The following is a 12,712-nucleotide window of genomic DNA, read 5'->3' on the forward strand; positions in this document are numbered from 1 at the left end:
TATCAGCGTCTGGTCGTGTGCCGGGCCCGCGTGCGGTACGAGATGTCAGGCGTAGGGGTAGAAGCCCGAGCCGGACTTGCGGCCGAGCCGGCCCGCGTCCACCATCCGCTGGAGCAGCGGGGGAGCGGCGTACAGCGGCTCCTTGTACTCGGCGTACATGGAGTCGGCGACCGAGGCGACCGTGTCGAGGCCGATCAGGTCGGCGAGCTTGAGCGGGCCCATCGGGTGGGCGCAGCCCATCTCCATGCCGTTGTCGATGTCCTCGCGGCTTGCGATGCCCGACTCGAACATCCGGATCGCGGAGAGCAGATACGGGATGAGGAGGGCGTTGACCACGAAGCCCGAGCGGTCCTGGGCGCGGATCGCGTGCTTGCCGAGGATCTTCTCGACCATGGCCTGCGCACGGCTGATCGTCCCCTCGGACGTCGTGAGCGCGGGGATCAGCTCGACGAGCTGCTGCACCGGGGCCGGGTTGAAGAAGTGGATGCCGATGACCTGGTCGGGACGCGAGGTCGCGACGGCCAGCTTCACCAGCGGGATGGAGGAGGTGTTGGAGGCGAGGATCGCGTCCTGCCGGGTCACCACCTGGTCGAGCACCTGGAAGATCTCGGTCTTGACCGCCTCGTTCTCGACGACGGCCTCGATCACCAGGTCGCGGTCGGAGAACTCCCCGAGGTCGGTGGTGAAGCTGAGCCGGGCGAGCGTCTCGTCCCGCTCCTCTTCCGTGATCTTGCCGCGTTCGGCGGCCTTGGAGAGGGAGTTGTAGAGCCGGGTGCGGCCGATCTCCAGGGCCTCGCCGGTGGTCTCCGCGACCTTCACATCCAGTCCGGAGCGGGCGCAGACCTCCGCGATCCCGGCGCCCATCTGGCCACAGCCCACTACTCCGACGCGTTCGATGTCGGGCATAGAGTCGGTCACCTCGTGCCTTTCGCTGATCAACGGGCCGGCAGGTCCCCCGTTCGAGTGCGGTGCCTGCCCCGCCGGTGAACGTTACTCCCGAACCTCCGGTGCATGAGGTGCCGGGTCGGGCATGCTGTCCGGTACAAGCAGCGGTTCTGGCGAATATCGGGCCCAGGGGGCGAGCGGATGAGGCGTATGTCACGCCGTGGATTCACGGTTGCGGCGGCCGCGATGGTGGCGGGGCTCACAGCGGCGGGCGACGCGGCGGCGGTTCCCGGACGCGCTCCGTCACGACGTGAGCTGCGGGGGATGTGGCTGGCGACCGTCGCCAACCGGGACTGGCCCTCGAAGCCGGGCCTCACCGCCGACGAGCAGCGGGCCGAGCTGATGGCGCATCTCGACACGGCCGTGCGGCGCCGGCTCAACGCCGTGATCTTCCAAGTGCGGCCCACCGCCGACGCGTTGTGGCCCTCGCCGTACGAGCCGTGGGCGGAGTACCTCACCGGAGTGCAGGGCAAGCACCCCGGCTGGGACCCGCTGGGCACCGCGGTGCGCGAGGCACACCGCAGGGGGCTAGAACTGCACGCCTGGTTCAACCCCTTCCGCATCGCCAACCACACCGACCCCTCACGCCTGGTGCCGACGCATCCCGCACGGCTGCACCCGGAGTGGGTCGTGCCGTACGGCGGGAAGCTCTACTACAACCCCGGCCTGCCGGAGGTGCGGCGCTTCGTCCAGGACGCGATGCTCGACGCCCTGCGCCACTACGACATCGACGCGGTGCACTGGGACGACTACTTCTACCCGTACCCGGTCGCGGGGCAGGTCTTCGACGACGACGATGCCTTCGCGCGCTACGGCGGCGGCTTCCCGGACCGGGCCGCCTGGCGCCGGGACAACATCGACCGCCTGGTGCGCGAGATGGGCAAGCGGGTGCACAAGCTGCGCAAGGGCACGGAGTTCGGGATCAGCCCCTTCGGGGTCTGGCGCAACGCCTCGACCGACCCGCTCGGTTCGGACACCCAGGCGGGCGTGCAGACCTACGACAACCTGCACGCCGACACCCGCGGCTGGGTCAAGAAGGGCTGGATCGACTACGTCTGCCCGCAGCTGTATTGGTCGGCACACCCTCTTGACCAGCAGGTTCCTGCAAATTATTCGGTCCTCGTGCCGTGGTGGGCAGACGTCGCCCGTGGCACTGGCGTACGGCTCTACATCGGTGAAGCCCTGTACAAAGCGGGCGACCCGGCGCAGCCTGCGCAGTGGCAGGACCCGGCCGAACTCTCCCGGCATCTCACGCTGGCCGCGAAGTATCCGGAGGTGAAGGGCCATGTCTTCTTCTCCGCCAAGGAGGTCGGGGCGGACCGGATCGGCGCGATGGCTCGTGTGGTCGCTGATCACTACCAAGGGCCAGCGAGGCCGCCGAGGTGACGGACGGTAGCGGTACACGACTCGACGGTACCTACGCCCTGCTGGCTCAGCTCCTTGATCAGCACAGTGAGCGGGAGCAGGCCTGCATACGTCAGGTGCTGTTCAAGTCGGAGGCGGTCACTCGGCGGCAACGTGGAGAGCTGAGGGAAGGTACTCCGCTGCCCCGGAGAAGGTCCGGGGCAGGTTCCATCACGGTTGTCGTCAGAAGGCGAGAGAACTGAAGCCGTAGCGAGGTCCTCTCGCCTCGTCCGGTGGGCAGTGCGCCTTTCCTGTTCCCGCGTCCGGTGACCGTCGTACTCTCGATGCATGGCTGAGCACTTGGGAGACAGGCTGGTTCGTCTGCGGCGACTGGCTGACCTCACGCAAGAGGGACTAGCCGAGAAGTCCGGCGTGTGCCCTGACGTGATCAGGAGACTTGAGCAGAAGCGGAAGAACAGCGCGCGACTGCCGACTCTGCACGCCTTGGCTGAGGGGCTCGGGGTCGAATTGACCTCCCTCCTCGGGGACCCGCCGGGAGTCCCATCGACCGGCGAGGCCGACCCGCCCCAACTCGTCGCCGTGCGGCGCGCGATCATGCCGCCGCTCTTTGCTCCTCCGCCCGAGTTGAATGGCCCTGAGCGGCTGACGGTGCCTCTTCTCCGGCGTGAGATCGCCGACGCGTGGACGCTCTACCACAGTGCGGAGTTCGGTCGGTTGATGGAGGTGCTGCCCGGCATCCTCAATGACGCGCGTTTCGCTGCCTCCGTCGGCAAGGGTGCGGAGAGGGCGGCCGGGCAGGCGGCATTGGGCAAGGCACTTCAATTGGCCGGACACTTGGCAATCCGTCTTGGAAAGACGGACCTTGCGCTGAGCGCACTTGAGCGTGCCATGAACGCTGCTGAACAGTCGTCTGACCCGTTGCTGGCCCCCATGGTCAGTAACTCCGTTGCCTGGAACTACCAGCGGCAAAATCGTCTGGATGACGCGGAGAACCTTGCCGTGTACGCGGCGGACGGCGTTGAGCGGGATCACGGCGACACGGCCGAAGGCGTGCGTGTGTGGGGCGGGCTGCTCATGTCGGCGGCGACGAGTGCGGCGCGATCGGGCGACTACGACACGGCAAGCGAAATGATGTCGACAGCCGAGAAGGCTACGAAGCGCCTGGCCGTGCTTCCGCCGCCGGTCAACGGGCGAATGGTGTCCGTCTTCAGTCGCTCGTCCGTGCGCATTGAGCGCGTCCGCCTGGCCGTGCAGCACGCACGCCCCGAGGAAGCTCTTCAGCTCGCGAAAGGGATGCGCCTCAGCGCTGACACGCCTCCGTCGTGGCGCACCTGGCTCCTGCTGGACGTGGCACGTGCACACACAGACCTTGGGAATGCGGACGGTGCGGTGAAGGCGCTGACGCGACTCCGTGAGGTCGCCCCGGCGTGGATGCGGCATCACACGTTGGCCGTGTCGATAGTGAGCGACCTGTGGGCGCTGCCGACGCATCCGCCGGGGTTGCGCAAGCTCGCTGAGTTCCTTGGGATCACAAGCTAAGGCCGCAGAAGTAGGCCGTTGCGTCCCTGTAGCGCCTCCACCACCCTGCGTGACGATTGCTATTCGAGGCAGTCGACAAGAGGGACTGATTATGGCGCGGCAGGTGGAGGCAGACACGACGGTCCCGGAACGCGGGGCGCTGTTATACGACCCGGTGAAGGGGAAGGTCGGGGAGTACCAGGGCAAGGGCGGCCCGTACGCCATGCTGCGTCCGGTGGGTGGCGGACGTGAATGGCAGGCCGACCCGGCGCAGATCCGTCCGGCAACTTCGGCGGAGCGGCTGAAGGCTGGAGTCGAGGCGGCCAACGTGCGGGCGGTGCAGGGGCTGTGAGCGTCCGTTCGGTGATCCGTCACGAGACCTGGACGCTCACGCCTGACCGTGAGCCTGATGCGGAGCCGACCACGTACGCGATGGAGTGTGCGGTGTGCGGTGAGTCCTCGGACGGCAGCGAGGACTCCGCGGACGGGCAATGCTGGGTACTGAAGCACTGCGGCAAGAACCCATCGCACCACACCTTCCGAGAGGTGATCATCCGTCCGTGGCGCACCTGGCGGCACGCCTGATGCGCCGTGCGCTGGGTTGGTTAGGCCGATTCGCCGGACCGCTGTTCATCGTCATGATCGCGGGCTCGTCCGGCTTCGTACTGGGCGTTACGGCAGCCTCTGACTCCGTACTCCCCTAGACGCCCGTCCTCGCCGGGCGTGGCTAATCGAGGTTCGCCCACTTTGAGAAGCCCCGGCGGGGACGGGCCTTTGCCCTGGTCATGGCGCGGTTTGGGCACGCCGCCGGCCGTAGAGGCTTTGGGCGGGAGCTGCCATGGGGCGAGTGAACAGGGGGCCTTACGCTCGCCAGTGGATCGGGCAGTCTCTTGGAGCCTGCCCGCAATAGCCCGATCGGCCCCCTGTTCTTCGAGGCTCGCCCCATGGCGGCTGCCTAAAGCCTCGAAGGCCGTCGGCCCCAGCCAGGAGCTGGGTGGGCCCCGGTTGCTGCTCGGGCGGGCTCCGGGGGTCGCCTGGTGCGGGGTTCCGCGCGGGGAGAGGGCCCGCGCTCTGAAGCCGTCCGCCTTTGGCTGCGGCTCCTGGTCGCCGAGATGGGGCAGCGGCAGGGATGCGGTTGCTGTTCACGTCGTTGGGGTTGCCTGCGGTCGCCGGGTGGTGGCCGTGCGGACGGGACCGGCCGAAGGCCGCAGCCCGGCCGGTGCGGCCGAAGCCGCCCGGCGCGCCGCAGGCGCGCCCTGGAGTAAGTGAAGACAGTCTCCGCCACCCCTGCCCCGCAGGCCCCGATCGAGGCGTCTGAGGGAGCGCACAGCACGGGGGCGGCACGAGCTGATGTGACGTGGAGCCTCCGGCTTCGGCGCGGAATTCCCATAGCTGGGGCGTCATCCCTGAGGCTCGTCCGGGGTTAAATCCGGGAACCGTTTCCGGTCCTAACTCGTAGAATGTAAAGGCAAGTTGAACGCGCCTGGACTGGGCGTATGCAATCTAAGCGCCCCGTTAGCGCAGAGGAGAGAACCGCTCATGGATACACGCAATCTAGTTCCCGACTTCCGGCTTTGGAGGCCGCATCATGTCTGCCGAATTCGATGCCAGCACCACACGCAATACCTGCCCGTCCGCATCGCTGTCCGGCCCGCAGGAACGCTCTGCCGCGCTGGAACACGAACAACGAATACATGCCCTCTCAGAGGTGGGCCGTGACGCTATACGGATCGTCAGTGACCCGAGATTCTCCCGCTGGTTAGAGCAGATCGAAGCCATCGGCGGCTGTGCTCATCCGGTGTACCTGTCCGGCTCCACCACCACGTGGGATGCCGTGACGGGTGAGGCGGTCTCTTCCTACTCGACAGAGGGTGAGCCCGGTGAACGGCTGGCCGTGCGGTGCCGCAACCGGCGTTCCTCGGTCTGTGCGCCGTGCTCGTATCAGCACTCCGGGGACACCTTCCATCTGGTGCGCTCCGGCCTGCTCGGCGGCAAGAGCGTGCCGGATCAAGTCAGGGAACGGCCCCGCCTGTTCGTCACCCTGACCGCGCCCTCTTTCGGGCTGGTCCATCATGCCGTGGAGGGGGACCGGTGCCGCCCTCGCCGGGATGACCCCCGGTGCGAGCACGGGCGTCGGCTGGGCTGTGCCCGCCTGCATGGTGAGGATGATCCGCTGGTGGGTCGGCCTCTGTGCGCGGACTGCTACGACTACGTGGGCCATGTCCTGTGGCATGCGCACGCGGGGCGGCTCTGGGACCGGTTCACCACCGGCGTGCGCCGCCACCTGGCGACTGCTGGCGGGGTGCCTCGCTCGCGGCTCGGTGAGCACCTGGTGGTGTCGTTCGCGAAGATCGCCGAGTACCAGAAGCGGGCGGCGGTGCACTTCCATGCCGTGGTCCGCCTGGACGGTCCAAGCGGTCCCGGAGATCCGCCCCCGGACTGGGCCACGGGTGAACTGCTGACCGATGCGGTTCGCGCGGCTGCCGTGTCGGCCGGTGTGCGGGTGCCCGAATCGCAGGCCTACGGGACCGAACTCCTCGTACTGGGTGCCCAGTTGGATGTCCGGCCGATCCAGTCGTTCGGCGATGACGGCGGCCTCACGGATGACGCGGTGGCCGCCTACGTGGCCAAGTACGTCTCCAAGGGAGCTGCCGACACCGGGGCCGGACTCGATCACGCGGTGCGGAGCCTGACGGACATCCGGGCGGCGGTCGTCACGTCTCACATCCGGGCCCTGATGGGCACCTGCTGGCGCCTGGGCGGCCTGGCGGAACTGGCACCCCTGCGGCTGCGCGCGTGGACCCACACGCTCGGCTACCGGGGCCACATCCTGACCAAGTCCCGCCGCTACTCGACCACGTACGCGGCCCTGCGCGAGGAACGGGCCGACTTCGCGCGCGGCGGCCCCAGGCCGGACGACGATCCGAATCTGATCAAGGAATCCGCCTGGTGCTACTTCGGCTCTGGCTACACCCCCGGTGCTGCCCTCTTCGCCGCAGGCATCGCCGAAGATCTCGCGCTCAACCGCCAACTAGCAAGAGAGGCGTTGGAGGACGCCGAGCAGTGGGGGGAGTGGCCGTGAGTAACGCGAAGAAAAGGAGGCAACCGAAACCCGTCAAAGTGATCTCCCGTTGTCGAGCCGTTGAGCGGGGTGAACGTGTCACGGTTCGCGTGTACCGAGTGAGCGAGAGTGGAGTCAGGAAACTCGTCCGCGTGAAGAAATCCTGATGCAAAGAAGCCCCGGCTCCCGAGTGGGTGCCGGGGTTTCTCACGTTCTCAGAAGGAAGTCTTAAAGGCATCCTCCCGGATTACCAGTCGCTCTCGTACGTCCTCGGGAATCAGCAGGTCTGCCTCGACCTCGTTGGAATCGTCGTATCCAACCTCAAACTTGATACCGGCACGTAGGAGATCCCGAGACATGGCTTCCATGCCTCCAGCCTCCCACTGCTGTTGGTACGTGCGACCTCCATGGGTGAGTACCCACCGGTCTTTGGTGCTCTCCGGGGCGATTTCGTCCATCTCGTTAAGCAAGGACTGAAGGGTTTCCTCTGCGGTCTCCTTGACGAACCCTCCTCGGTCGAACCGGCCCCCTGGGGCTAGGCCTTCCATGTAGTACTTGATGGATGCCTCCACCTGGCGGAGTTGGTCCCGCTTTTCCGCACCACGGGCGTACTCCCTGTACTCGACGGGGTGATGCCCAAGCTCTTCAAGTACGGCCTCTACCAGAGCCGTGTAAAGCTCTTCAGGGCCTGCCCCCTTGCCCCCGCATACGCGGCAGCGAAGGTACTTGTACCGAACTTTGCGGCTGGTGGATGTTCGTACGGTGTAGTTGCCCTTGCAGTTCCGGCACACGATGACGCCAAGGAACTTGGTTGCCCCCGGAGTCCATGGATTCTCATTGGTCCTGCTGGCTCGGTCCAAGGCTCCCTGTAGTTCGTCGAACTCGTCCTGCGTCACGATGGGGTCCGCGACTTTGATCGGATTTCCCTTGGTGTCGAGAACTTCCTTCGAGCGGTTCCGCCCAGATCTCCCGGCGACCTCAACGCGCACTCCCTTGATTGCCGGATTCCGAAGCTGAATCAAGAGGGTGGTTGAGGTCCACTTTCCTCCGTTGGCTCCGGGGATTCCCGCACGGTTGAGGATCTTAGCCATCTTCGAGGCGGAGACGCCGCGCAGTGCTGCCCCGTAGGCCCACCGCAAGACCTTGTGGCCAAGAGGGTCAATTACGAGGCGTACTTTTCCGCTCTTGTCCTTCTCCGTTACAAACCCATACGGGGGCCGACCGATGATCCAGGCATCTTGCGTCTTGGCGTGCTGCCACACGGAAGTAACCCGGATACCGGTGTTCGCGGCCTCGATCTCCGCCATGCCAGCAATGAGAGAGACGATCGTCTTGCCCATCGTGCTGGAGAGGTCGATGGGGTCGTGAAGGGACTTGAGGTTCTTCCCGTACTCCTGGCACCAGTTGATGATCACTTGCAGATCCAGGATGCGGCGTACGAAGCGGTCCAGTTTCCAGAACATCAGGACGTCGAACTCTGGGGACCGGTCGTTGAGCCAGTCTCCCAGCTCCTTACGCTTCCACGGCGGGACCTTCGTGGCCGAGACGTTCAGGTCCCTGGCGACTCCCACAACCCTGACCCTGTCGTCGTTCGCCTTGCGCCAGAGGTCTAACTCTTGGCGCACTGGAGACGTTGTGTCGTCGGTCAGGATGGATAGGCGGACTGAGAGCAGCGCGCGCGGAGAGTCCTTCGGGAGTTGCTCGTTCACGGCCTTGAGGTGCGCGAGCTCGGTCAACTCGCCTTCTTCCCAAGGGTGTTCACGGCTCGCTGTTGTGGTCGTCATACGGCAAGCCTAGGCCGTTTGTCACACCAGATACACCTGCCCGCAGCTCTACTGGAACATCGGCTTCACCGTCGCGGACTACGGCAAGCTGCTGCCCTGGTGGGCCGATGTCGTCGAGGACACGGGCGTACGCCTCTATGTGGGCGAGGCCCTGTACAAGGCGGGCGACCCGGCGCAGGCTGCGCCCTGGCAGGACCCGGCCGAGCTGTCCCGCCACCTCACGTACGCCAAGCGGTTCCCGCAGGTGCGCGGGCACGTCTACTTCTCGGCGAAGGAAGTGGGCGTCGACAGGATCGGCGCCATGGCGCGGGTCGTCGCCGACCACTATCAGGAGCGGGCCAGGCCCTGACTCAGTCGGTGGCGTCGAAGTGCTGTACGACGGTGTCGGGACCCGGCGACATCAGGGTCTCGTGACCGTCCTCGAACCGGACGCGGTACGGAGGTGTGCCGTTCTCACCGAGCACTTCGATGACCTCCGCGGTCCGGTCGTGCTGCCCGACGATCCTGCCGTGCACCAATAGCCTGTCGCCTACGCTTGCACGCATGGGAGCGACCTCCTCGTCCACCCGGCGGTAGCGATCCGTGGCCATCAGTCTACGTCGGGTGGTGGGATGAGGCTCCTACCCGCGGGCCCGTTGGGTGACGGCGATGCACACGAGGACGGCGGCGGCCGTCAGCGGCGCGGCGACGGTGAGGTGCTCGCCGAGCAGGAACACCGACCAGACCAGGGTCAGCAGCGGCTGCGCGAGCTGCAGCTGGCTCGCCTTGGGTACGCCGATCATCGCCATGCCGCGGTACCAGACGACCAGGCCGAGGAACTGCGAGCCGATGGCCGCGTAGAGCAGCCCTGCGGTGCTGTGCCCGGTGAGCTCGAAGGACTCGTACTGCAGGGCGACGGCCGCCCCGGCCACGGCGAGCGGCAGGCACAGCACGAGCGCCCAGCCGACCACCTGCCAGCCCGGCATCTCGCGGGCGAGCCTGCCGCCCTCGGTGTAGCCGGCCGCGCAGATCAGGAGCGCGCCGAAGAGATAGAGGTCGGCGGTGCTCAGGGCGCCGCCGCTCTGCTGCACGGTGAACGCGATCACCGCGGCCGCGCCCGCGAGGGCCGCCGCCCAGAACATCCGCGAGGGGCGGGCCCCGGTCCGCAGCGCCGAGAACACGGCGGTCGTCAGCGGCAGCAGGCCCACGACCACGGCCGCGTGCGCGGTGGTGGAGGTCTGCAGGGCGAGCGTGGTGAGCAGCGGGAAGCCGACGACGACGCCGGCGACGACGACCGCGAGCCCGGTCCAGTGGCGGCGCGCGGGGAACGGGACCCGCAGGGCGAGCAGCGCGCCGCCCGCGATGACCGCGCTGAGGACGACCCGCAGGGCCACGAACGACCAGGGGCCGAAGCCCTCCAGGCCCCAGGCGGTGGAGGGGAAGGTGAGCGAGAAGGCGGTGACGCCGAGCGCGGCCATGACGGTGCCGGCGCGGCGGGAGCCGTGCGCGGCGGGCTCGGGGCGCGTGGTGGGCCTGGAGCCCGCGGCCCCGGCGGCCGCCGTCGGTGCGGTGCTGCTCGTGACCTCGGCAACTGCTATCCGGCTCGGGCGAGTAGCGCTATCCTGTGCTGTCATGCATGAGAGTAACAGTGTGGCTGAGTTGGCGAAACGGCTGAGGGATGAGCTGGACCGCTACTCTCCTGGTGGAAAGCTGCCGTCGAGCCGGGCGCTGGTGGACCGCTTCAGGGTGAGCCCGGTGACCGTGTCGCGGGCCCTTGCGCAGCTGGCCGCCGAGGGTCTCGTCGTCACCCGGCCCGGGGCCGGTGTGTTCCGCGCTGAGCCGCAGGCCGCCCCCGCGCCGGTGGGGGACACCTCGTGGCAGGAGGTGTCGCTGAGCGCGGACTCGGCCGCGGAGCTGGTGCCGCGCGCGGTGGACGCCTCCGGTGTCCTGGTCACCCTCGCGGCGCCGCCGCCCGGCGTCATCGAGTTCAACGGCGGCTATCTGCACCCCTCGCTGCAGCCCGAGCGCGCGATGGCGGCGGCCCTCGCGCGGGCGGGGCGGCGGCCCGGCGCGTGGGGGCGGCCGCCGGTCGACGGGCTTCCCGAGCTGCGGGAGTGGTTCGCGCGGGGCATCGGCGGCGCGATCACGGCCGCCGAGGTGCTGGTCACCGCCGGCGGGCAGAGCGCGCTGACCACGGCGCTGCGGGCGCTCGCACCGCCGGGCGCCCCGGTCCTCTTCGAGTCGCCGACGTACCCCGGCATGCTGGCGATCGCCCGCGCGGCGGGCCTGCGTCCGGTCCCGGTGCCGGTCGACACCGACGGCGTACGCCCCCAGCTGCTCGCGGCGGCGTTCAAGGCCACCGGGGCGCGGGTCTTCGTCTGCCAGCCGCTGTTCCAGAACCCCACGGGAGCCGTGCTCTCCGCCGAGCGCCGGCCCGAGGTGCTGCGCATAGCGCGCGAGGCCGGGGCCTTCGTCATCGAGGACGACGTCGTGCGCCGCCTGGTCCATGACGACGCGGGGCCGCTGCCGCGACCGCTCCAGTCCGACGACCCCGACGGTGTCGTGGTGCATGTCTGCTCGCTGACCAAGGCGACGTCGCCGAGCTTCCGGGTGAGTGCGCTCGTCGCCCGCGGCCCGGTCCTCGAACGGCTGCGCGCGATCCAGGTCGTCGACCACTTCTTCGTACCCAGACCGCTCCAGGAGGCGGCCCTTGAACTGGTCGGCTCACCGGCCTGGCCGCGTCATCTGCGCCAGGTGGCGGGCGAGTTGAAGGACCGCAGGGACGCGATGGCGGCTGCCCTGTCCATCGGCCTGCCCGAACTGGCCGTGCCGCACATCCCCGCCGGCGGCTACAGCCTCTGGCTGCGCCTGCCCGACGGCATGAACGAGGCGGCCCTGGTGGGCGCGGCCCTGCGCGCGGGCGTCGCCGTCGCACCCGGCCGCCCCTACTTCGCGGCCGAACCCCCGGCGGGACACCTGCGGTTGAGCTTCGCGGCGCTGGCGGGCGTGGGGGAGATCAAGGAGGGGGTGCGCAGGCTGCGTACGGCATGCGACGAGGTGTGGGGCACCACGGGGTGACGGCCCTTCCGGCAGGCGAAAACCGCTCGACGGCCGGCCGTGGCGGCTGCCAGCCTGCCCCCATGACCGATACGCACCAGGCGCTTCCCGCCGGCTATGAGCTGTCCACCGACCCCGCCCGACTCGACGCCGAGCGCGTCCACCGATGGCTCTCCACCGACGCGTACTGGGCGCTTGACCGGCCCCGCGAGATACAGGACCGGGCGATCGCCGGATCGCTCAACTTCGGTGTGTACGAGGAGGTTTCTGGCGATCAGGTCGCCTATGCCCGAGTCGTGACCGATCACGCCACCTTCGCCTGGCTCTGTGATGTGTACGTCGACCGGTCGGTCCGCGGAAAGGGCCTGGGGAACGCGCTCGTGGCGGGTGTCCGGGACCACTTGGCGCCGTACGCCCTGCGCCGGATCCTGCTGGGCACGGCCGACGCGCACGGCGTGTACGAGAAGGTCGGCTTCAAGGCCCTTGAGGCCCCGGGGAATTGGATGGCGCTGGGGCGGCAGTGAGCGGGCTCGGGGGCGCCCGGGCCATTCGCGTACGCACAGTAAAACCTTGACCTGGGCTGCCGGGCACTCCACGATCACCGCATGCACGTACGCGTCACGCTCATCGCCGCCGCTCGCAGCGCCTCGCTGCTCGCGGAGCGCTTCGACGACGACCGGCCGCTCGACCAGGCGGGCTGGCACGAGGTGCAGCTCGCCGCCCCCGCGCTGCTTCCGCTGGCCGCGGCCGAGCTGCGCTACTGCTCGCCCACGCCGCGCAGCCGCGGCACCGGCGACGCCCTGGGCTTCGCGCCGCTGGCCCAGCCTGCCCTGCGGGACTGCGACATGGGGCGGTGGCGCGGTCTGACCCTCGCCGATGTGACGGCGCGCGAGCCGGGGGGCGGGGGGCGCGGGGGGCGGGGTCCGCGGGGCGCCCCCCGCGGCGGCGCGGGGGCGGGGGGGGGGCGAGGCAGGGGGAGGGGGGGGGGGGGGAGCCCCCCCCG

The 12,712-nt window shown here is 68.7% G+C and carries 12 protein-coding genes and 1 pseudogene; 9 read left to right on the top strand and 4 right to left on the bottom strand.

Features of this window, described 5'->3' with window-relative positions; all coding sequences use genetic code 11:
• Nucleotides 1-45: 45 nt before the first annotated feature.
• Nucleotides 46-906, bottom strand: coding sequence for a 3-hydroxybutyryl-CoA dehydrogenase (locus ACFWY6_RS37280; protein WP_266868918.1), 861 nt, complete (start codon nucleotides 904-906; stop codon nucleotides 46-48).
• A 180-nt stretch (nucleotides 907-1,086) separates the two neighbouring features.
• On the opposite strand from ACFWY6_RS37280, the gene ACFWY6_RS37285 reads away from it, so the two are divergent.
• The 5 genes from ACFWY6_RS37285 to ACFWY6_RS37305 all read left to right on the top strand — a co-directional run bounded on the left by ACFWY6_RS37285 (nucleotide 1,087) and on the right by ACFWY6_RS37305 (nucleotide 6,910).
• On the top strand, nucleotides 1,087-2,331 hold the full coding sequence (locus ACFWY6_RS37285; RefSeq protein ID WP_384700126.1) for a glycoside hydrolase family 10 protein: 1,245 nt from the start codon (nucleotides 1,087-1,089) through the stop codon (nucleotides 2,329-2,331).
• 306 nt (nucleotides 2,332-2,637) lie between these two features.
• Complete coding sequence (locus ACFWY6_RS37290) at nucleotides 2,638-3,849, top strand: helix-turn-helix domain-containing protein (protein WP_384700128.1); 1,212 nt, start codon at nucleotides 2,638-2,640, stop codon at nucleotides 3,847-3,849.
• 154 nt (nucleotides 3,850-4,003) lie between these two features.
• Nucleotides 4,004-4,180, top strand: a complete 177-nt coding sequence (locus ACFWY6_RS37295) for a hypothetical protein (RefSeq protein WP_384700130.1) — start codon at nucleotides 4,004-4,006, stop codon at nucleotides 4,178-4,180.
• A gap of 11 nt (nucleotides 4,181-4,191) precedes the next feature.
• Nucleotides 4,192-4,413, top strand: coding sequence for a hypothetical protein (locus ACFWY6_RS37300; protein WP_384700132.1), 222 nt, complete (start codon nucleotides 4,192-4,194; stop codon nucleotides 4,411-4,413).
• A gap of 1,003 nt (nucleotides 4,414-5,416) precedes the next feature.
• On the top strand, nucleotides 5,417-6,910 hold the full coding sequence (locus ACFWY6_RS37305; RefSeq protein ID WP_384700134.1) for a replication initiator: 1,494 nt from the start codon (nucleotides 5,417-5,419) through the stop codon (nucleotides 6,908-6,910).
• 194 nt (nucleotides 6,911-7,104) lie between these two features.
• Here the strand turns inward: ACFWY6_RS37305 and ACFWY6_RS37310 are convergent, their stop codons facing one another.
• Entirely contained in the window at nucleotides 7,105-8,673 is a 1,569-nt protein-coding gene (locus tag ACFWY6_RS37310) for a recombinase family protein (protein ID WP_384700136.1), read from the bottom strand.
• Nucleotides 8,674-8,704: 31 nt separating this feature from the next.
• Here ACFWY6_RS37310 and ACFWY6_RS37315 point away from each other — a divergent pair.
• Nucleotides 8,705-9,022: pseudogene (locus ACFWY6_RS37315) on the top strand (hypothetical protein); the annotation flags it as partial.
• A gap of 1 nt (nucleotide 9,023) precedes the next feature.
• Here ACFWY6_RS37315 and ACFWY6_RS37320 read toward each other — a convergent pair.
• Both ACFWY6_RS37320 and ACFWY6_RS37325 read right to left on the bottom strand, forming a co-directional pair.
• The gene (locus ACFWY6_RS37320) at nucleotides 9,024-9,218 is read right to left on the bottom strand and encodes a DUF1918 domain-containing protein (RefSeq protein WP_384700138.1); all 195 of its coding nucleotides are present in this window, start codon (nucleotides 9,216-9,218) and stop codon (nucleotides 9,024-9,026) included.
• A gap of 75 nt (nucleotides 9,219-9,293) precedes the next feature.
• Nucleotides 9,294-10,286: a DMT family transporter gene (locus ACFWY6_RS37325; RefSeq protein ID WP_384700140.1), complete on the bottom strand. Its 993-nt coding sequence runs from the start codon at nucleotides 10,284-10,286 to the stop codon at nucleotides 9,294-9,296.
• On the opposite strand from ACFWY6_RS37325, the gene ACFWY6_RS37330 reads away from it, so the two are divergent.
• From ACFWY6_RS37330 to ACFWY6_RS37340, 3 genes are all read left to right on the top strand, one after another.
• Nucleotides 10,285-11,730 (top strand): PLP-dependent aminotransferase family protein, encoded by a 1,446-nt coding sequence (locus ACFWY6_RS37330; RefSeq protein ID WP_384700142.1) that lies wholly within the window; start codon nucleotides 10,285-10,287, stop codon nucleotides 11,728-11,730. The two genes, ACFWY6_RS37325 and ACFWY6_RS37330, sit on opposite strands and share 2 nt — an antisense overlap.
• A 62-nt stretch (nucleotides 11,731-11,792) precedes the next feature.
• On the top strand, nucleotides 11,793-12,233 hold the full coding sequence (locus ACFWY6_RS37335; protein ID WP_384700144.1) for a GNAT family N-acetyltransferase: 441 nt from the start codon (nucleotides 11,793-11,795) through the stop codon (nucleotides 12,231-12,233).
• Nucleotides 12,234-12,314: 81 nt separating this feature from the next.
• A partial coding sequence (locus tag ACFWY6_RS37340) for a phosphoglycerate mutase family protein (RefSeq protein ID WP_384700146.1) occupies nucleotides 12,315-12,712 on the top strand: 398 nt, incomplete at its 3' end.

The sequence above is a fragment of the Streptomyces sp. NPDC059037 genome (genome assembly GCF_042740015.1).
Classification (GTDB): domain Bacteria; phylum Actinomycetota; class Actinomycetes; order Streptomycetales; family Streptomycetaceae; genus Streptomyces.